This is a genomic window from Niveibacterium terrae (assembly GCF_048213115.1).
GTDB classification, from domain to species: Bacteria; Pseudomonadota; Gammaproteobacteria; order Burkholderiales; family Rhodocyclaceae; genus Niveibacterium; species Niveibacterium terrae.
Genome location: NZ_CP172404.1, coordinates 3,763,331 through 3,780,451 on the forward strand (window position 1 = coordinate 3,763,331; position 17,121 = coordinate 3,780,451).

The window sequence follows — 17,121 nt, forward strand, 5'->3', positions numbered from 1 at the left end:
TCGCCCCCTAGACAGGGTCGGCGTCGAAGCGCGGCGTCAGCCGGACAGTCTCTCTTAGCTGAACCAGCGCGGCAACCCTGCGCAACAATTCGCGGTCGTTCCAGGGTTTATGAAAGATGCCGAACACCCCTCCGCAGTCCTGGACCCGGGCGTGCAGATCCTCATGGCCGGTGATCGCGATGATCGGCATGTTCTCGGTCTCGATGCTGCCGAGCACGCTCGCGATCAGCTGGAAGCCGTCGACTTCCGGCATTTCGAGATCGGTGATCAGGACGTCGAAGCGCATCTTTTCGAGCACTCTTTCGGCCTCGGCCCCGTCACAGGCAAGTTCAACGCGGTAACCCGCCGATTCGAGCAGGCGGCGCAGCTTGACCCTGACGACCGCCGAGTCGTCGACGACCAGAACCGCGGGGAGAACGGGTTCGGGAGGCGGAGCCGGCTCTTCGGCGGGCACGCTCTCGCTCAGCTGCGGCAGCGCGACCGGCCGCGACCGGAAAAGGGGCGCCAGGAAAAAGGAAACCAGGCCAAAGGCCAGGAAAACCACGCCGATCGCAACCAGCACCAGCGCATAGGCCTGGGCGGACGAGACTCCGCTGATCCGGTTCAGCCATTCCAGCCACTGTTCAGATATCAGGCCGCCCATGCTCACCTTCCGTTCCGCTGCCCGCCGGCGTGACAGCCACGAAGAACAGGGCCGGCAGCGTCAATGATGCGACCCGCCTCGCTCCGGCATCAGGAAATAGGCCTCAGCGCGGTGAAGATTCCGGCCATCCCTGAACGCATTTATAGTCTGTCAACCCGGCTAAGGAGGGGACTCCACCCCTGCAAGGTTGTGATGGGCATGAAAGGAGTGCGGATGGATCGGGATCTGGGCTTTGGTTGGCGCACACGCAAGAACGGGGAAGTCGAGCTGCTGCGCGGCGGTCGAATCGTCACATTGCTCCGGGGGGACAAAGCAACCGCCTTTCTCGGCTCACTCGCGCGGCTCGATGAAGCCGACGCGCAGCATTTGATGGCCAGACTGACTGGCAACTACAAACGCGGCAACGAGCGCCTCTCCGATTCCCCTTCGCAGCGACGCTGAATCAGCCTTCGGCCAGCGCGTCGCTGAGGATGGCCAGGATCTCGCGGACCCGCTCGTCGGGCAGGTTCAGCAGCGCGTCGCCGACATAGCATTCGAAATAGCTCTGCTCGGGCAAGGGCCCGCTCTGCGCGCCACCAAACAGCCAGACCCCATGCTCCTGCGCGATCGCATCGCGGATCTCCAGCGCCCTCTCCCGGTCCACCGGCAGATAGACGTGCAGCATGTTGACCTGGGGCGCGGCGGGATTGGGGCGAAGCAGCGGATGCGCGCTCAGTTCCTGATAGAGCCACTGCGTGCGTGCGAGCAGGGCCGGCATCAGCGCGAGCCGGGCATCGAACTGCATCGCCGCCGACACGAGGTAGGGCGAGCGGCGGTACAGGTTGCCGCCCTGGCGCTTGAACCACTCGGCGGCGAGCGCGACGAAATCGCGCGAGCCGAGCAGCATCGCGCCGCCCAGAGCGCCGATTCCCTTGTAGAAGGACACATAGGCCGAATCGAAGCCGGAAGCAACTTCGGCCGGGCTCCTCCCGTATCCTGCCGCCGCTTCCCAGAGCCGGGCGCCATCGAGGTGCAGATGGATGCCGCGCTCGGCGCACAGATCCTTGATCCCGGCGAGTTCGTCCCAGCCGGGCAGCTGACCGCCGATCTCGCGCATCGGCAGCTCGTAGAGCGCGGCACCCAGCCGGTCCGGCACCGCGGCGAGCGCTTCGGCGGTCCAGCAGCGGAAAGGATCACCGATGGCGAGCGTCTTGAAGTGCCCGAGCAGCTGATGGTTTCCGCGCTCGTGGCGCAGGATGTGAGCCGTTGGATGCATCGCGACGAGATCGCTGCCGCGCTCGGCGCACGCGAGACGCAGCGCGGTGACCTGGGTCAGGGTTCCGGTCGCAACGAAGACCCCGGCTTCGAAACCGAGCAGGTCGGCGATCTTGCGCTCGAAAGCCTGGATCAAGCCCCCTTCGCCGTAGGTGTCATGGACAACCGAGTGTTCGGCACACCAGATCGCCATCGCGGCGAAGTCTTCGGCCGGGCTGCGCGGAGCATGGCCGGACAGAAAGCTCGTGCAGCGCTCGCGCAACCCGCTCATCTCAGGCTCCGAACATGATCCGGCCTTCGACCAGCGTATAGCGGACGACTCCGGACAGTTCATGGCCGAGGAAAGGCGTGTTCTTGCCCTGGCTCTTCAGGCTCTCGCGGGTGATCGTCCGCGTTGCGTCGGGATCGAAAAGGCACAGATCAGCGCGGGCGCCGACGCCCAGGTGCCCGCCCTTGCGGATGCCCATGATCCGCGCCGCATCGGACGTGATGCGGGCCAGAGTCGTCGCGAGCGGCAGGCCCTGCTCCTGCCCCCACTTCAGGGTCAACGGCAGCAGCAGTTCGAGACCGGTCGCCCCGGCTGCCGCTTCGCCGAAAGGCACCTGCTTTTCGTCGTCGTCGACCGGCGTGTGGTCCGAACAGACCGCGTCGATCTCGCCCTTCGCGAGCGCCGCGCGCAGCGCATCGCGGTCGCTCGCGGCGCGCAGCGGCGGGTCGAGCCGGGCGAGCGGATCGAAAAAGCCGATGTCCTCATCGCACAGGTGAAGATGATGGGCGCTGACATCGCAGCTCACGTCGAGCCCCCCCGCGCGGGCGGCGCGGATCAGCGCGAGGCCGGCGGCGGACGAGAGCCGGGTCACATGCAGTTTGACCCCGGTGCTGCGCGCGAGCTGAAGCTGGGTCGCCAGCGCGACGGTTTCGGCTTCGACCGGGATCCCGGTCAGACCGCGGCGGGCGGCGAGCTCACCGTCGTGCGCAACGCCTTTCGACAGATAGGGGTCGGCCGCTTGCAGCCAGACCCGGAAGCCGAAGGTTGCCGCGTACTGCATCGCGCGCATCATGACCATGTTGTCGCGGACCGGAGTCGTGGCTTGGCCGAAGGCGACACAGCCGGCTTCGGTCAGCTCGGCCATCTCGGTCAGCCGTTCGCCCTTGAGTCCGAAAGTCAGCGCACCGACCGGATAGACGTGGGCGCAGTTGAGGTTGCGGGCGCGGTAGCAGAGCATTTCGACGAGGCCGGGCTCGTCGAGCACGGGATCGGTGTCGGGCGGACAGGCCAGGCTGGTCACGCCGCCGGCCATCGCGGCCTGCATCTCCGATTCGAGCGTCGCGCGGTATTCGAAGCCCGGTTCGCGCAGGCGGGCCGACAGATCGATCAGACCGGGGGTCACGACGAGGCCGCTCGCATCGATGTTGCGGTCGGCGTGGAAACCCTCGGGCGCGGTGCCGATCGCGGCAACCTTGCCCTCGGCGATGAAGACATCCTGATGGACGTCGAGCTGTCTGGCCGGGTCGATGACGCGACCGTTGGAAATCTGGATATTCATTCTGGGCGGGCTTTCAAAGAAGGGCGGCCGGGGAATCCGTCGGCGCGCAGCCGAAAAAATCACCTGAAAGAAGCATGGGCACTCAGCGTCTCGCGAGCATGCTCATCACGGCCATCCGCACCGCAATGCCGAAAGTCACCTGGGGCAGGATCACCGCATTGCCGCCGTCGGCGACCGCCGAGTCGATCTCGATACCGCGGTTCATCGGTCCCGGGTGCATCACGATCGCATCGGGCTGAGCCAGCGCGAGCTTGTCGGCCGTCAGACCCCAGACCTTGAAGTACTCCTGGCTCGAAGGCAGCAGCGCGCCCTGCATCCGCTCATTCTGCAGCCTCAGCATCATCACGACATCGACGCCGCGCAGGCCTTCGCGCATGTCGTGGAAAACGCGCACGCCCATCTTCTCAACATCGGTCGGCAGCAGCGTCTTCGGCCCGATCACACGCACTTCGGGCACGCCCAGCGTCTTCAACGCGAAGATCTCGGAGCGCGCGACCCGCGAGTGCAGCACGTCGCCAACGATCGCGACGGTCAAGCCGGTGAAATCTTTCTTGTAGTGGCGGATCGTGTACATGTCGAGCAGCCCCTGGGTCGGGTGGGCATGTCGCCCATCGCCGGCATTGACGACCGCGATGTGATCCCGCCTCGTGTTCCTGAGGTGCTGGGCGAGCAGATAGGGCGCACCGGAGGATGCGTGGCGCATTACGAACATGTCGGCGCCCATCGCACAGAGGTTATCGACGGTGTCGAGCAGGGTCTCGCCCTTGGTCGTCGAACTCGTCGCGACGTTCAGGTTGATCACGTCGGCCGACAGCCGCTTCGCGGCGATCTCGAAAGTGGTGCGCGTGCGCGTGCTGTTCTCGAAGAACACGTTGAACACGCTCTTGCCGCGCAGCAGCGGCACTTTCTTGACTTCGCGCTCGGCCACTTCGGTGAAGGGCGCAGCCGTGTCGAGAATCGCGCTCAGGATTTCCCTGGGCAGCCCTTCGAGCGTCAAGAGGTGGGCGAGTTCGCCGTTGGCGGTCAGTTGCGGGTTATTCGTCATGATCCAGTCTCAGGGAAAGCTCACCGTTTTCGTTTTTGACCAGCTGCAGGCGGTCGCGGGCGGACAGCGGCGCGGGCAGCGTGACGCCGCAGAAGCGCGCGGCGACCGGCAGTTCCCGTCCGCCGCGATCGGCCAGCACACACAGGTCGACACGGGCCGGACGGCCGTAGTCGAACAGCTCGTTCAGCGCGGCACGCGTCGTGCGTCCTGTATAGAGCACGTCGTCGACGAGGATGATCGGAGCGCCATCGACATCGAAGCGGATGTCGCTCTTGCGCGGGCTCGGGTGCAGGCCCTTCGCGCCATAATCGTCGCGATAGAACGAGACGTCCATGACGCCCAAGGGCTGCTGGATACCCAGCTCGGCGTGCAGACGCTCGGCGAGCCAGACTCCTCCGGTGTGAATGCCGACCATGCCGGTGGCGGGCGTTAGGTGGGGCTTGATCTGGGCGACCAGGCTCGCAATAAGACTTTCGACGTCAGGCAGATTCATGGGTGGGTGTCGAACCAGGTTTGAAGAATGCGTTGCGCGGCAACGGCATCGAGGTGTTGCTTGCGCTTCTTCCAGCCATGGCCGGCTTCGCGCAGCAGCGATTCTGCTTCCAGTGAAGTCAAACGTTCGTCGACCAGATCAACCGGTAGCCGATAGCGGCCGGAGAGCTGATTGGCAAAACGACGGCAGCGCGCGCTCATCTCGTGCTCGGTGCCATCGAGGTGGGAAGGCAGTCCGACGACAAGCTGCTGCGGCTGCCATTCGGCGAAGAGGCGCTCGATCGCGGCGAAGCGCACTTCGTTCGCTTCGCCGGCAATGATCGTCAGGGGCTGGGCCATCGCGATCTCGGTATCGCCGACGGCAACGCCGATCCGGGCGGTGCCGAAGTCAAAGCCGATCACCGTACTCATGCGTGGCCCGCCACGGTGGAGAGATTCGCGAAATCGATGCCCAGCAGCGCGATCGCCGCGGAGAGCCGCTCTTCGGGCGGCAGCGCGAAAATCACTTGGGGATCCGCCTCGACGCTGAGCCAAGCGTTCTGGGCCAGCTCCTCTTCGAGCTGACCGGCCGACCAGCCCGCGTAGCCGAGCGTGACCAGCACTTCGCCAGGCCCGCCGTTCGCGCCCAACGATTCGAGCACGTCCTTGGAGCTGGTCAGCGCGAGTTCGGACGAGATCTTCAGCGAAGAATGCCACTGACCGACCGGGCGATGCAGCACGAAACCGCGATCGGTCTGGACCGGGCCGCCGAAGTAGACCGGCTGCCCGGCCAGCTCTTCGGAGGCCAGAGGGATCTGAACTTTCTCGAAGAGTTCGCCCAGAGTCATGCTGGTCGGGCGATTGACGATCACGCCGATCGCGCCGTTGGCGCTGTGTTCGGCGATCAGCGTCAGGCTGCCGGCAAAATTGGAATCCGCCATGGCGGGCATGGCGATCAGGAAATGATGGGTCAGGTTGGCGGCATCCACATGCCCATTTTATCAGGCGGAGCGCCCGCTGCTCGCCCGATGCGATTTTCGCTCTTGTTTCCGGCGCCCCCGCCTCCATCTGTCTCCTTCGTCGAGACCGGCTCCCTCAGCCCGTCTCCGGCCTTTCACTCCAGGGGAGTAAGATTTCCCCTCCACCGCGGAGACCCCCACCATGGTTCCCCATCTGACGACGGCCCTGACCGGCCCGCTCCAGACACTGGAGCGCACTTTCCTCGACAACGCGACCGCGATCGAACGCTGGCTGCGCGGGAAGTGGCAGAACCACACCCCCCCTTTTTACGGCTCAGTCGATCTGCGCAACAGCGGCTTCAAGCTCGCGCCCGTGGACATGAACCTCTTCCCGGGCGGCTTCAACAACCTGCACCAGAGTTTCATGCCGCTCTGCGTCCACGCCGCCCAGGCCGCGGTCGAGCGGATCTGCCCGAATGCAAAGCACCTGCTGTTGATCCCGGAAAACCACACCCGCAACCAGTTCTACCTGATGAACGTCGCGCGGATCGCCAGCATCCTGAGCCACGCGGGACTCGAAGTGCGGATCGGCAGCCTGCTGCCCGAGATCACCGAAACCACGAAACTCGCACTGCCCGACGGGCAGAGCCTGACCCTGGAACCTCTGGTGAGGCGAGGCGAGCGCATCGGTCTTGACGGTTTCGATCCCTGCGCGATCCTGCTCAACAACGACCTGTCCGCGGGCGTGCCCGACATCCTGAAAAATCTGGACGGTCAGCACCTGATCCCTCCGCTGCACGCGGGCTGGACGACCCGGCGCAAGACCGCGCATTTTCACGCCTACGACGAAGTCGCGAACGACTTTGCAAGGCTGCTGAAGATAGACCCGTGGCTGATCAACCCTTATTTCGCGCGCAGCGAGGGCCTGGACTTCCATGACCGCATCGGCGAAGACGAGCTGGCGACCCGGGTTGATGCGATGCTGGCGAAGATTCGCGCGAAGTACGCCGAGTACGGCGTCGAGGAAACGCCTTTCGTCGTCGTCAAGGCCGATGCCGGCACTTACGGGATGGGCGTGATGACGGTGCGCGACGCCTCCGAAGTCACTGGCCTGAACCGCCGCCAACGCAACAAGATGGCGGTCGTCAAGGAAGGCCTGCAGGTCAGCGAAGTGATCATCCAGGAAGGCGTGCATACGCTGGAGACGGTCGGCGGCGGGGTCGCCGAACCGGTCGTCTACATGCTGGATCACTACGTCGTCGGCGGCTTCTACCGCGTCCACGGCGAGCGCGGCCGCGACGAGAACCTCAACGCGCCGGGCATGCACTTCGAACCGCTCGCCTTCGAGACCTGCTGCAACCTGCCCGACTGCTGCGCGGCGCCGGACGCGCCACCGAACCGCTTCTACGCCTATGGCGTCGTCGCCCGGCTGGCCTTGCTCGCCGGTGCCGTCGAGCTGGAACAGACCGCGCCCGTGGAGGTCGCCACCGCATGAAAATCGCGTTCATCGTCGACCCGCTCGCGGGTCTGAAAGCCTACAAGGACTCCAGCGTCGCGATGATGCGCGCGGCCGCCTCGCGCGGACATGAAGTGTTCGCGATCCGCCGCGAAGGCCTCAGCATGCGCGACGGTCGCGTGTTCGGCCATGCGGCCCGCCTGATCGTCACCGATGACGACCACGCGTGGTACGCCGAAGTCGAGCGGATGGACGCCGAGCTGCGCGAATTCGACGCGGTGCTGATGCGTCAGGATCCCCCCTTCGACTTCGAATACGTGACCGCGACCTGGCTGCTCGAACGCGCCCAGGCGCAGGGCGCGAAGATCTTCAATGATCCGCGGGCGATCCGCGACCATTCGGAAAAGCTCGCAATCACCGAGTTCCCGCAGTTCATGGCGCCGACCCTGGTCGCCCGCTCGGCGGCCGACCTCGATGCCTTCATCGACGAGTTCGGCGACGTCGTGCTCAAACCGCTCGACGGCATGGGCGGCAGCTCGGTGTTCCGGGTCCGCCGGGATGACCCGAACCGCAACGTGATCATCGAGACGCTGTCGCAGTTCGGCGCGCGCAGCGTGATGGCCCAGCGCTACATCCCCGAGATCGTCGACGGCGACAAGCGCGTGCTGCTGATCGCCGGCGAAGTGATGCCTTACGCGCTGGCCCGGATTCCGAAGGCCGGAGAGACGCGCGGCAACCTCGCCGCCGGTGGGCGCGGCGAAGCGAGACCGATCACCGCGCGCGAACGCGAGATCGCGGAAACCATCGCCCCGCTGCTGTGGCAGAGGGGCCTGTTGATCGTCGGCCTCGACGTGATCGGCGAACACCTGACCGAGATCAACGTGACCAGCCCGACCTGCATGGTCGAGATCGAAAAGCAGACCGGTTTCTCGGTCCCCGCGAAAGTGGTCGAGGCGCTCGAAACGCTCGACTGAACGACCTGTTTTCGCGATAAAGCGTCAATGATCGAGAGGCGGGGGGCCCCCCGCTGAATCCGCAAACAACAGAGAGCCGTCCATGCTTGACCTGAAACGACTTCGTTATTTCTGCGCGATCATCGACCAGGGATCGATCAGCAAGGCGGCCAGTGTGCTCTGCATTGCACAGCCGCCCTTGAGCAAACGTCTGCAGGAGCTCGAGGACGAAGTGGGGACGCCACTCGTGCTCCGGACCGGACGCAGCGTTGAGCCAACAGAAGCGGGGCGCTACCTCTACCAGCGGGCCTGCGAGATCCTGCGTACGGTCGAGGACGCGAAGCAGAAGACCATCCTGATCGCGAACACCGAGAAGCGCGTGTTGCGCGTCGGAGTGTCTTATCTGTTCCAGCGCTTCTTCTTCCCCATCGTCCGCCAGCTCTACGTCCAGAACCCGCGCGCAGAGATCGCAATATCGGCGACGGACTCGAGTCATCTCGAGCTGCTGCTGCGCAAAGGCCAGATCGATGTCGCGCTGATGCAGCGCCCCCAGGCCGATGAAGGCTTCAAGCTGATCGAATTTCCTCCGATCGGAATGAAGGCGCTGGTTTCAAGCTCGTTCGCCGAATCGGTCGCCGACCCGGCACGACTGGAGGAGCTCGGCCGTCTGCCGATGATTTTGATGCGACGGGTCGAAGGCAAGGGGACCTTCGAATACATCCTCGACCATCTGCGCAAGTCGGGCATTCACCCCAACGTCAAGATGCATGTGTCCGACCCGACCGTAGCGATAGAGATGCTCGAGTCGGGCTGCGAGGCGGTCGTGCTGCTGCCCGAATCCGAGGTAGCCCCGTCTCCGTCGGGACGTTTCATGCCCATCTCGGTAACCCCCAGCCCGCTGATGTTCCGACCAGTAGCGGCTCGTCTGGCGACGAGCCAGGATCTGCCCGAACTCGAGCAGATCCTCCTCGCCTTTCTCGCATCGCACAGCCAGTACTGACTTTCCGGCGGCCGGTAACCCGGCACGCCGATCTTCGCCGCGAGAGCAGCCCGCCCGGCTTGTCCGAAATCATTTTTCACAGCGATCCACAAAACCGTTTTGGTATGGATGACCCAACCAAAACGGTATTTCTTTTGCCCCCACCCTCCCGCATAGAGTGCGCTCATCCGTATCAACAACAACCTGAAGGTGGGTGGCATGAGCAAAGTTCACACCGAAATTACCGATCTGCGCACGGCACTTGCGGCCCTGGGCCAGATGCCCGGAGAAGTCGTCAGCACCGACACCGAAGTCGATCCGAACGCCGAGCTATCCGGTGTCTATCGTTACGTCGGCGCCGGCGGTACCTGCATGAGGCCGACGCGCAAGAACGGTCCAGTCATGGTCTTCAACAAGGTCAAGGGCTATCCCGACTTCAAGGTCGTGATTGGCATGCTCGGCTCGCGTAGCCGCGTCGGCAAGCTGCTCGGCTGCGAACCGGAACGCCTGGGTCACCTGCTCAAGAACTCGGTGCAGAACCCGATCCAGCCCGTCGTCGTCGGGGCCGAGAAGGCGCTCTGCCAGGAAGTCGTGCATCGCGCCGAAGATCCCGATTTCGATCTGCGCAAGCTGCTGCCGGCGCCGACCAACACGCCAGAGGATGCCGGCCCCTACATCACGATGGGGATGTGCTACGCGTCCGATCCCGAGACCGGCGAGTCCGACATCACGATCCACCGCCTCTGCGTGCAGAGCCGGGACGAGCTGTCGATGTGGCTGACCCCGGGGCGCCACATCGACGCCTTCCGGATGAAGGCCGAAGCGGCCGGCAAGCCGCTGCCGATCTCGATCAGCATCGGTGTCGATCCGGCCATCGAGATGGCCGCCTGTTTCGAGCCGCCGACCACGCCTCTGGGCTTCGATGAGCTCTCCGTCGCCGGCGCGATCCGTGGTCGCGCCGTGGAGATGGTCCGCTGCCTCACCATCAACGAGCGCGCGATCGCTCACGCCGAAGTCGTCATCGAAGGCGAGCTGCTGCCCAATGCGCGCGTCCGTGAAGACCAGAACACGAACACTGGCAAGGCGATGCCCGAATTCCCCGGCTACACCGGCGAAGCCAAGGCGGAACTGCCCATCATCAAGGTCAAGGCCGTCACGCACCGCCACAACCCTATCCTACGCACGACAATCGGCCCGGGCGAAGAGCACGTGAACATGGCCGGCGTGCCGACCGAAGCGTCCATCCTCGACATGGTCAACCGGGCGATGCCGGGCCGGCTGCTCAACGTGTTCGCGCACTCCTCGGGGGGCGGCAAGTTCCTCGCCGTGCTGCAATTCAAAAAGTCGGCCCCCGTTGATGAAGGCCGTCAGCGCCAGGCCGCGCTGCTCGCGTTCTCTGCCTTCCCCGAGCTCAAGCACGTGATCCTCGTCGATGAGGATGTCGACATCTTCGACACCGACGACGTGCTGTGGGCGATGCAGACGCGTTACCAGGGTGATGTCAGCACCGTGTTCATCCCCGGCGTGCGTTGCCATCCGCTCGACCCGTCCCAAGTGCCCGAATACAGCCCCAGCATCCTGAATCCGGGCAACTCGTGCAAGACGATCTTCGACTGCACCGTGCCCTTCAAGCTGAAGAGCCACTTCGAGCGTTCCAAGTTCATGGAAGTCGACGTCAAGCGCTTCCTGCCCGACTGGAGCTGAGGTCCGCGATGAGCAGACAACGTATCGTGATCGGAATCAGCGGTGCTTCGGGCTTCCAGTACGGACTCAAGGCGCTCGAACTGGTCAGGCCGCTGGGACTTGAGACCCACCTCGTGATCTCGAAGGGGGCGGAGATGACCCGCTCGCTGGAGACCGACATTTCGCGCGAAGAGGTGCTGCAAAAGGCCGATGTCGTCCACGCCATTGGCAACCTCGGCGCCTCGATCGCGAGCGGCTCCTTCGAGTCGGTCGGCATGCTGATCGCGCCCTGTTCGATGCGTACCTTGTCTGCCGTCGCGAACAGCCTCTCGGACAACCTGCTCACCCGCGCCGCCGACGTCGCGCTCAAGGAGCGCCGCCGGTTGGTGCTGATGGTGAGGGAGACTCCGCTGACGCTGAGCCACATCCGCAACATGGAACTCGTGACCCAGATGGGCGGGATCCTCTTCCCACCCGTGCCGGCCATGTACCAGAGGCCGACCAGCATAGACGAGATCATCACCCACAGCGTCGCGCGAGCGCTCGACTTGTTCGGGCTGAAAGTGCCCCGTCTGCGCCGCTGGGGCGAGCCGGAACTGCCGGCCGCGCCTTCCTCAACGCTGCACGAAGTGCTGATGCTCTGACGCTCAGCCACCACACACCCAATACACCAAAGGAAACAACATGCTTCTGCCCGTAGGACCTTATGTCAATGGCGCAGCCGTTGCGATCGGCGGACTCTCCGGTGCCTTCCTCGGCACCCGCCTGCCCGAGCGCCTGCGCACCGCGATGCCGATGACCTTCGGCCTGGCCTCAATGGGCTTGGGGATCTCGATGATCGTCAAGCTCCAGCACCTGCCAGCCGTGATCCTGGCGTTGATCCTCGGCGCGATCATCGGCGAGGTCGTCTATCTCGAGCGCCTGATCGGCAAGCTCGGCACCCGCGCCAAGGGGCTGGTCGAGCGCATCTTCCCGCCCCGCGAAGGCCTGTCCCACGACGAGTTCATCGAGAAGTTCGTCGCGATCCTGGTGCTGTTCTGCGCCAGCGGAACCGGCATCTTCGGGGCAATGAAGGAAGGCATGACCGGAGATCCGCAGATCTTGTTCGTGAAGTCCATCCTGGATCTCTTCACCGCCGGGATCTTTGCGACGGCGCTGGGTTACTCGGTTGCCTCGGTCTGCATCCCTCAGATCGTGATCCAGATCGCGCTGTTCTTCGGTGCCGCCTACATCATGCCGCTGACCACGCCGGGCATGATCGCCGACTTTTCCGCCGTTGGCGGACTGGTCATGCTGGCGACCGGCTTCCGGATCTGCGGCGTCAAGCCTTTCCCGGTTGCGAACATGCTCCCTGGCCTCTTCCTGGCGATGCCGCTATCGCACCTCTGGACCAGTTTGTTCTGAGCGTCAAACCTGATCGCGGGGGCTGCGGCCCCCGCATTTCATAGTCATTCCATGAGCACAGCTTCCGTCCCAAGCCTTTCGCGTGCCATCGCCAGCTTCCTGCGCGAGCACCACGTCGTCGGTCTGGCAACCGTCGTCGACGGTCAGCCCTGGGCGGCGAGTTGCTTCTATGCATTTGAAGAAGAAGCGCCGGCGCTGATCGTGATGTCCTCGCTGAAGACCCGTCATGCGGTCGGGATGCTGGGGGAGCCGCAGATCGCCGGCACGATCGCCGCCCAGCCAGTCAATGTGCTGACGATCCGGGGACTGCAGTTCACCGCCACCGCCGAGCTGCTCGCCGGCGAGGCACGCAGTGCGGCGCGCAGCTTCTACTGCCTTCGCCACCCGGTGGCGCGACTGATGCCCGGCGATGTGTGGCGCCTGCGCTTCGAGACGATCAAGTACACCGACAACGCGCGCGGCCTGGCCAACAAGCTGTACTGGACGCGAAGCGCTTAGGGCGAAGCAGTGCCTGACCCGACCGGTTCTCCATGGCCGGCAAGGAGACAAATCCGATGATCCGCAAAACCACTTCGGGCGGTCGCGCCCTCGTCTGCGCCGCAGCCGCGGCTCAATCCCTGCTCTGCAGCCAGGCGTTTGCTGCCGACGATGCCGACATCCGCGAGCTGCGTGCCCTGATCGCCAGGCAACAGCAGCAACTCGACGCCCTGCTCGCAGCCCAGAACACCCAGAAGGAAAAGGCTGCGGCCACCAGCAAAGTCGCCGAAGCACCGACGGCGAGCAATCCTCTGCCCGTCGGGCTCAAACTCTATGGCTCGCTTGACAGCGGAGTCGAATATGTCAGCAAGGTCGGCGCGAACGCGACCGGGATGACCCGCATCCCCTCGACCAGCGGCTCGGGTCCGAGCACGCTGGGCCTCGACTTCCGCGGACGTATCCATGACGGCATCGCGGCGATCGGCAAGGCCGAGATGGGCCTCTACCTCGATACCGGCTCCTCGGGTCAGGGCAGCCGGCTCTTCGGCCGCCAGCTCTTCGTCGGGGTCGACTCGGCCTGGGGCGCGCTGACTTTCGGCCGTCAGTACTCGATGCTCTACTGGGGCTTGATGGCGGGAGATCTGCTGGGGCCGAACATCTATGGCCTCGGCTCTATCGATGCCTATGTGCCCAATGCGCGCGCCGACAACGCGATCGTCTGGCGGGCGAGGTTCGACAAACTCTCGCTCGGCCTGGGTTACAGCTTCGGGCGCGAGACGGTCAGCGGCTCGGTGCCCGCCTCGGGCGTCTGCGCCGGCGAGGACAGCACCGATGCCGGGCGCTGTCGGAGCTGGTCGGCAATGCTGAAGTACGAGGAGACGTTCTACGGGATCTCCGCGGCCTACGACAAGCAACATGGCGGTACCAGTGCCCAGGCGAGCTTCTATGGCGGGGCTCCGGCAATCGCGATGACTTCCAGCAGCGACAGGGATAGTCGGGCGACCGTCAATGCCTTTCTTCGTCTCGGCAAGGTCAGAATCGGCACGGGCTGGCTCGGGCGCAAGGTGCAGATCACGGCGAGTGAAGTCAGTCAGAACACCGAGTGGCTGCAGGCCGAATACACGATCCTGCCGCAGTGGAGCGCCGATGCCGGCTTCTTCCATGTCTCGAATCCCGACCAGGATAGACGCGCGAACCTCTATGCCTTGCGAACAACCTACCGCTTCGACGAACAGTTGAGCACCTACGTCACGGCCGGCTACATCGATAACGGCGAAAGCTCGGCCTACGGCGTGTCCGGCGGAGGTTCGGGCACATCCCCAGTGGCGGGGAACGCCCAGCTGGGTACGATGATCGGCGTGCGCTACCGCTTCTGAGTCAGCTCAGAGACCGATCACCGAGCGCGAACGCGAGATCGCGAAACCATCGCCCCGCTGCTGTGGCAGAGAGGCCTGCTGATCGTCGGCCTCGACGTGATCGGCGAGCACCTGACCGAGATCAACGTGACCAGCCCGACCTGCATGGTCGAGATCGAAAAGCAGACCGGCTTTTCGGTTGCCGAAAAAGTCATCGCGGCGCTCGAAACCTGAACCCTCTGCTGTTTGTTGAAGCACCAGGCCAAGCTGATGGCCTGGTGCTTTGTCACGTCCGACGAGCAGCGGATGCGCGCCAGGAATTTCCAAAATTCAACAAATTCATGATGAAAGCATTGACAATATTTGCTAGGGCCGTTATTTAAGGGGTAATTTAACGATATATCACAGTGCGGATCGAGAGCCCTTCAGGCTATGACGTCATCACATCAATCTTCGCCGCTCAATCGGGCACGTTTTATCCAGTCGGCTTTCACGCTAGTCGAAATGCTCGTCACGCTGGCCGTGCTGGCGATCCTGATCACGATCGCGGTCCCGAACTTCGTCTCGACGACCCAGCAGACGCGCAGCCAGGTCGCGTCCGAAGGCCTGCTGCGCGCGGCGGCGAGCGCCCGACAGATCGCGCTGCAAACGGGAAAACCGACAAAAATCGTCGTCAACAAGAAAGTCGACGACTGCGGCAACCCGGTCGCCTGGGCCGTCACGCAGCAGGATCCGACGACCAAGACCGACAAGTCCCTGAGCTGCCTGTCCAGCACTGACTTCGCGAAACGCTACAAGAACACGGCGCTGAGCCTGGAAGGCGACGCCAGCGAAGTCGAGATCGAATTCGCGCCGACCGGGATCGGCAACAACCTCAACACGGAACCGGTCGTCTCGCTGGCCTCCGGCTCCAAAACCGTCAGGATACGTTTCAATGCCGGTGGCACAACCCAGATTCTCTGAACGGGGCTCGACCCTGCTCGAAGTGCTGATCGCAGTGCTCGTGCTGTCGATCGGACTGTTAGGCGCGCTGAAGCTGCAGACGCTGGGCATGCGCCAGAACTCCGATTCTCGCTATGTGCTGACCGCGGCCTCGCTGGGTCAGGACGCGATGGACCAGATCGGCTATGTCCGGTCGAGTTCGACCGACTGGAGCCTTGCGAAGACCGACTCGGCCCCTGCGTCGCCTTCAACGCCCAAGGAGAAGTGGCTCAAGCAGGTCCAGTCATCGCTGCCGGCGGGCAAGGCCGAGATCAACTGCACCGGAGGAGTGTGCACGGTGAAGCTCTACTGGACTCCGCCCGGCGCGGAAGAGATGAAGGCGATCTATGTCGTTCGCACCTGACCGCATCCATCGCGAGGCGGGTTTCACATTGATCGAGCTGATGATCTCGCTGGTCCTCGGCCTGATCGTGATGGGCAGCGCGGTCGCGGTGCTCGCGTCGCAACGCGGCAGCGCCCGGCTGACGACCCAGGGCGCGGACATCCAGGGCGAAGGACGCATCGCCGTCGATGCGCTCTCCCGCGCGCTGCGCGGCGCCGGAGACTTCGGTTGCTGGCCGGTCAGCAATCCGATCAACAAGCTCAAGACGACGACCGCGTTCAATGAGGCCAATGGCGGCGTCGAAGGCCTCGACAAAGACGGCACGCTGACCGACCTGACCGGCTATGGCGCCGGCCAGCTCAGTTCGATGAACATCGCGTCCGATGTCGTCGGCATCACCGGGATCACGTCGGTGTTGACCGAAACCACAACCGCGATGGCCAATTCCAACAGCGATCTGACCGTCAAGAACAGCCGCCAGAGCTTTTCGGACGGTGATGTCGCGGTGATCAGCAACTGCATCAACTGGACCAAGTTCCAGATCACCACCGCCACGCCCGGTGAAGAGAGTACGACGCTGAAGCACGAAGCGGGAGACAAGGCCGGTACGGCGGGCGGCGGCAACAGTGCGTCCGATCTGGGCGACATCTACGGCGTGGGTTCCTCGGTCGGCAAGCTCGACACGGTCTGGTGGTTCGTCGGCCAGCCCGAGGGCAAACCGCGCGGGCTCTACCAGCTCTCCGGCATGGGCGGCCTGCCCGTGCTGATCTCGGCGCGGGTCCAGGACATCCACCTGAGCTACGACATCGACACCAACGCCGACGGCATCGTCGATCAGCCAGAGCAAACGGCGGCCCAGGTCAAAACGGCCGGTAACTGGGCCAAGGTTCGCGCCGCGCACGTCGAAGTGCTGATGCGCTCGGACAAGAGCGTTCCGACCCAGGCCATCAAATACACCTTCCGCGGCGCCCAGGTCACGCCAACCGACCGCGCCGTCTATCTGGCGCTGTCGCAGACGGTGGCGCTGAGGAACACCCAATGAAAACGCCGAAGCTCCGTTCCCGCCAGCGCGGCGTGACGCTGGTCATCGCGATGATCATGCTGATCCTGGTCAGCATGCTCGCCGCCGCCGCCTATCTGATGTCGACCGGCGAGGCCCGCGCCGCCTCGGGGTGGAGCGATCGTCAGCGGGCGATCTTCCTGGCCGAGAACGCGCTGAAGACGGCCGAAAGCTCGGTTGCCACGCTGGTCGCCGGTCAGCCCGATGTCGCAAACCTGATCAAGAACAAGGGTACAGGCTATTACGTCCGCTCCAACACTGCCAAACCGGTTCCGGCCTTCGACCCCTGGCCCGAGGACAGCTCGATCGGAGTCACCACGACGATAGACGGCCGAACCGCTTCGGCCCATTACATCGTGATCTTCGAAGGCAACGCACCGGCCTTCGGAGAGCAGCTCGCCGGCACGCCAGCCAGCAGCAAACGCTCCCGCTTCACGCTCGTCGCCCAAGCCGGCGGGCTCAAACCCGACACCAATGTCGTGCTGTCCGTCTCGCGCGAATACTGAGGATA

20 protein-coding genes and 1 pseudogene are annotated in these 17,121 nt (G+C 64.3%); 14 read left to right on the forward strand and 7 right to left on the reverse strand.

All coding sequences use genetic code 11. The features are described from left to right. Positions 1–7 precede the first annotated feature (7 nt). Positions 8–643: a response regulator gene (locus ACHFB9_RS17255; RefSeq protein WP_417068750.1), complete on the reverse strand. Its 636-nt coding sequence runs from the start codon at positions 641–643 to the stop codon at positions 8–10. 213 nt (positions 644–856) lie between these two features. Here ACHFB9_RS17255 and ACHFB9_RS17260 point away from each other — a divergent pair, with 213 nt between their 5' ends. Next, on the forward strand, positions 857–1,084 hold the full coding sequence (locus ACHFB9_RS17260) for a hypothetical protein (RefSeq protein ID WP_417068751.1): 228 nt from the start codon (positions 857–859) through the stop codon (positions 1,082–1,084). A 1-nt stretch (position 1,085) separates the two neighbouring features. Here ACHFB9_RS17260 and ACHFB9_RS17265 read toward each other — a convergent pair whose 3' ends face one another. The 6 genes from ACHFB9_RS17265 to ACHFB9_RS17290 all read right to left on the reverse strand — a co-directional run bounded on the left by ACHFB9_RS17265 (position 1,086) and on the right by ACHFB9_RS17290 (position 5,910). Continuing rightward, positions 1,086–2,168, reverse strand: a complete 1,083-nt coding sequence (locus ACHFB9_RS17265; protein ID WP_417068752.1) for a threonine aldolase family protein — start codon at positions 2,166–2,168, stop codon at positions 1,086–1,088. Between the two features lies 1 nt (position 2,169). Further along, positions 2,170–3,444 carry a dihydroorotase gene (locus tag ACHFB9_RS17270; protein WP_417068753.1) on the reverse strand — a complete coding sequence of 425 codons (1,275 nt, stop codon included), beginning with the start codon at positions 3,442–3,444 and terminating at the stop codon, positions 2,170–2,172. Between the two features lie 82 nt (positions 3,445–3,526). Then, positions 3,527–4,489, reverse strand: a complete 963-nt coding sequence (locus ACHFB9_RS17275) for an aspartate carbamoyltransferase catalytic subunit (RefSeq protein WP_417068754.1) — start codon at positions 4,487–4,489, stop codon at positions 3,527–3,529. Then, entirely contained in the window at positions 4,479–4,982 is a 504-nt protein-coding gene (pyrR, locus tag ACHFB9_RS17280) for a bifunctional pyr operon transcriptional regulator/uracil phosphoribosyltransferase PyrR (RefSeq protein WP_417068755.1), read from the reverse strand. Before pyrR ends, ACHFB9_RS17275 begins: the two co-directional genes overlap by 11 nt. Beyond that, positions 4,979–5,392 carry a Holliday junction resolvase RuvX gene (ruvX, locus tag ACHFB9_RS17285; protein WP_417068756.1) on the reverse strand — a complete coding sequence of 138 codons (414 nt, stop codon included), beginning with the start codon at positions 5,390–5,392 and terminating at the stop codon, positions 4,979–4,981. Before ruvX ends, pyrR begins: the two co-directional genes overlap by 4 nt. Beyond that, on the reverse strand, positions 5,389–5,910 hold the full coding sequence (locus ACHFB9_RS17290; RefSeq protein WP_417071421.1) for a YqgE/AlgH family protein: 522 nt from the start codon (positions 5,908–5,910) through the stop codon (positions 5,389–5,391). The genes ruvX and ACHFB9_RS17290 overlap by 4 nt, the downstream gene beginning before the upstream one ends. Before the next feature lie 211 nt (positions 5,911–6,121). Here ACHFB9_RS17290 and gshA point away from each other — a divergent pair, with 211 nt between their 5' ends. The 13 genes and pseudogenes from gshA to ACHFB9_RS17355 all read left to right on the forward strand — a co-directional run bounded on the left by gshA (position 6,122) and on the right by ACHFB9_RS17355 (position 17,116). Beyond that, the gene (gshA, locus tag ACHFB9_RS17295) at positions 6,122–7,414 is read left to right on the forward strand and encodes a glutamate--cysteine ligase (RefSeq protein ID WP_417068757.1); all 1,293 of its coding nucleotides are present in this window, start codon (positions 6,122–6,124) and stop codon (positions 7,412–7,414) included. Further along, the gene (gshB, locus tag ACHFB9_RS17300; RefSeq protein ID WP_417068758.1) at positions 7,411–8,349 is read left to right on the forward strand and encodes a glutathione synthase; all 939 of its coding nucleotides are present in this window, start codon (positions 7,411–7,413) and stop codon (positions 8,347–8,349) included. The genes gshA and gshB overlap by 4 nt, the downstream gene beginning before the upstream one ends. A gap of 82 nt (positions 8,350–8,431) precedes the next feature. Beyond that, the gene (locus tag ACHFB9_RS17305) at positions 8,432–9,328 is read left to right on the forward strand and encodes a LysR substrate-binding domain-containing protein (protein WP_417068759.1); all 897 of its coding nucleotides are present in this window, start codon (positions 8,432–8,434) and stop codon (positions 9,326–9,328) included. 198 nt (positions 9,329–9,526) lie between these two features. Next, on the forward strand, positions 9,527–11,011 hold the full coding sequence (locus ACHFB9_RS17310) for a UbiD family decarboxylase (RefSeq protein ID WP_417068760.1): 1,485 nt from the start codon (positions 9,527–9,529) through the stop codon (positions 11,009–11,011). Positions 11,012–11,019: 8 nt separating this feature from the next. After that, positions 11,020–11,634, forward strand: coding sequence for a UbiX family flavin prenyltransferase (locus ACHFB9_RS17315; protein WP_417068761.1), 615 nt, complete (start codon positions 11,020–11,022; stop codon positions 11,632–11,634). 40 nt (positions 11,635–11,674) lie between these two features. Continuing rightward, positions 11,675–12,394, forward strand: a complete 720-nt coding sequence (locus tag ACHFB9_RS17320; protein ID WP_417068762.1) for a DUF554 domain-containing protein — start codon at positions 11,675–11,677, stop codon at positions 12,392–12,394. A 51-nt stretch (positions 12,395–12,445) separates the two neighbouring features. Then, a complete protein-coding gene (locus ACHFB9_RS17325) occupies positions 12,446–12,892 on the forward strand; it encodes a pyridoxamine 5'-phosphate oxidase family protein (RefSeq protein ID WP_417068763.1) in 447 nt (148 codons plus the stop codon). Between the two features lie 56 nt (positions 12,893–12,948). Then, complete coding sequence (locus ACHFB9_RS17330) at positions 12,949–14,247, forward strand: porin (RefSeq protein ID WP_417068764.1); 1,299 nt, start codon at positions 12,949–12,951, stop codon at positions 14,245–14,247. 19 nt (positions 14,248–14,266) lie between these two features. Then, positions 14,267–14,460 (forward strand): annotated as a pseudogene (locus ACHFB9_RS17335) (glutathione synthase); the annotation flags it as partial. A 270-nt stretch (positions 14,461–14,730) separates the two neighbouring features. Further along, positions 14,731–15,189 (forward strand): pilus assembly FimT family protein, encoded by a 459-nt coding sequence (locus tag ACHFB9_RS17340; protein WP_417068765.1) that lies wholly within the window; start codon positions 14,731–14,733, stop codon positions 15,187–15,189. Continuing rightward, on the forward strand, positions 15,167–15,571 hold the full coding sequence (locus ACHFB9_RS17345) for a prepilin-type N-terminal cleavage/methylation domain-containing protein (protein WP_417068766.1): 405 nt from the start codon (positions 15,167–15,169) through the stop codon (positions 15,569–15,571). Before ACHFB9_RS17340 ends, ACHFB9_RS17345 begins: the two co-directional genes overlap by 23 nt. Further along, positions 15,555–16,592 (forward strand): PilW family protein, encoded by a 1,038-nt coding sequence (locus ACHFB9_RS17350; protein WP_417068767.1) that lies wholly within the window; start codon positions 15,555–15,557, stop codon positions 16,590–16,592. Before ACHFB9_RS17345 ends, ACHFB9_RS17350 begins: the two co-directional genes overlap by 17 nt. Further along, positions 16,589–17,116, forward strand: coding sequence for a pilus assembly PilX family protein (locus tag ACHFB9_RS17355; protein ID WP_417068768.1), 528 nt, complete (start codon positions 16,589–16,591; stop codon positions 17,114–17,116). The genes ACHFB9_RS17350 and ACHFB9_RS17355 overlap by 4 nt, the downstream gene beginning before the upstream one ends. Positions 17,117–17,121 lie beyond the last annotated feature (5 nt).

Excerpts from the sequence above, each read along its gene's own strand:
- ACHFB9_RS17255 (WP_417068750.1), bottom strand. The coding sequence starts at position 643 with ATGGGCGGCCTGATATCTGAACAGTGGCTGGAATGGCTGAACCGGATC.
- ACHFB9_RS17260 (WP_417068751.1), top strand. The coding sequence starts at position 857 with ATGGATCGGGATCTGGGCTTTGGTTGGCGCACACGCAAGAACGGGGAA.
- ACHFB9_RS17265 (WP_417068752.1), bottom strand. The coding sequence starts at position 2,168 with ATGAGCGGGTTGCGCGAGCGCTGCACGAGCTTTCTGTCCGGCCATGCT.
- ACHFB9_RS17270 (WP_417068753.1), bottom strand. The coding sequence starts at position 3,444 with ATGAATATCCAGATTTCCAACGGTCGCGTCATCGACCCGGCCAGACAG.
- ACHFB9_RS17275 (WP_417068754.1), bottom strand. The coding sequence starts at position 4,489 with ATGACGAATAACCCGCAACTGACCGCCAACGGCGAACTCGCCCACCTC.
- pyrR (WP_417068755.1), bottom strand. The coding sequence starts at position 4,982 with ATGAATCTGCCTGACGTCGAAAGTCTTATTGCGAGCCTGGTCGCCCAG.
- ruvX (WP_417068756.1), bottom strand. The coding sequence starts at position 5,392 with ATGAGTACGGTGATCGGCTTTGACTTCGGCACCGCCCGGATCGGCGTT.
- ACHFB9_RS17290 (WP_417071421.1), bottom strand. The coding sequence starts at position 5,910 with ATGCCCGCCATGGCGGATTCCAATTTTGCCGGCAGCCTGACGCTGATC.
- gshA (WP_417068757.1), top strand. The coding sequence starts at position 6,122 with ATGGTTCCCCATCTGACGACGGCCCTGACCGGCCCGCTCCAGACACTG.
- gshB (WP_417068758.1), top strand. The coding sequence starts at position 7,411 with ATGAAAATCGCGTTCATCGTCGACCCGCTCGCGGGTCTGAAAGCCTAC.
- ACHFB9_RS17305 (WP_417068759.1), top strand. The coding sequence starts at position 8,432 with ATGCTTGACCTGAAACGACTTCGTTATTTCTGCGCGATCATCGACCAG.
- ACHFB9_RS17310 (WP_417068760.1), top strand. The coding sequence starts at position 9,527 with ATGAGCAAAGTTCACACCGAAATTACCGATCTGCGCACGGCACTTGCG.
- ACHFB9_RS17315 (WP_417068761.1), top strand. The coding sequence starts at position 11,020 with ATGAGCAGACAACGTATCGTGATCGGAATCAGCGGTGCTTCGGGCTTC.
- ACHFB9_RS17320 (WP_417068762.1), top strand. The coding sequence starts at position 11,675 with ATGCTTCTGCCCGTAGGACCTTATGTCAATGGCGCAGCCGTTGCGATC.
- ACHFB9_RS17325 (WP_417068763.1), top strand. The coding sequence starts at position 12,446 with ATGAGCACAGCTTCCGTCCCAAGCCTTTCGCGTGCCATCGCCAGCTTC.
- ACHFB9_RS17330 (WP_417068764.1), top strand. The coding sequence starts at position 12,949 with ATGATCCGCAAAACCACTTCGGGCGGTCGCGCCCTCGTCTGCGCCGCA.
- ACHFB9_RS17340 (WP_417068765.1), top strand. The coding sequence starts at position 14,731 with ATGCTCGTCACGCTGGCCGTGCTGGCGATCCTGATCACGATCGCGGTC.
- ACHFB9_RS17350 (WP_417068767.1), top strand. The coding sequence starts at position 15,555 with ATGTCGTTCGCACCTGACCGCATCCATCGCGAGGCGGGTTTCACATTG.
- ACHFB9_RS17355 (WP_417068768.1), top strand. The coding sequence starts at position 16,589 with ATGAAAACGCCGAAGCTCCGTTCCCGCCAGCGCGGCGTGACGCTGGTC.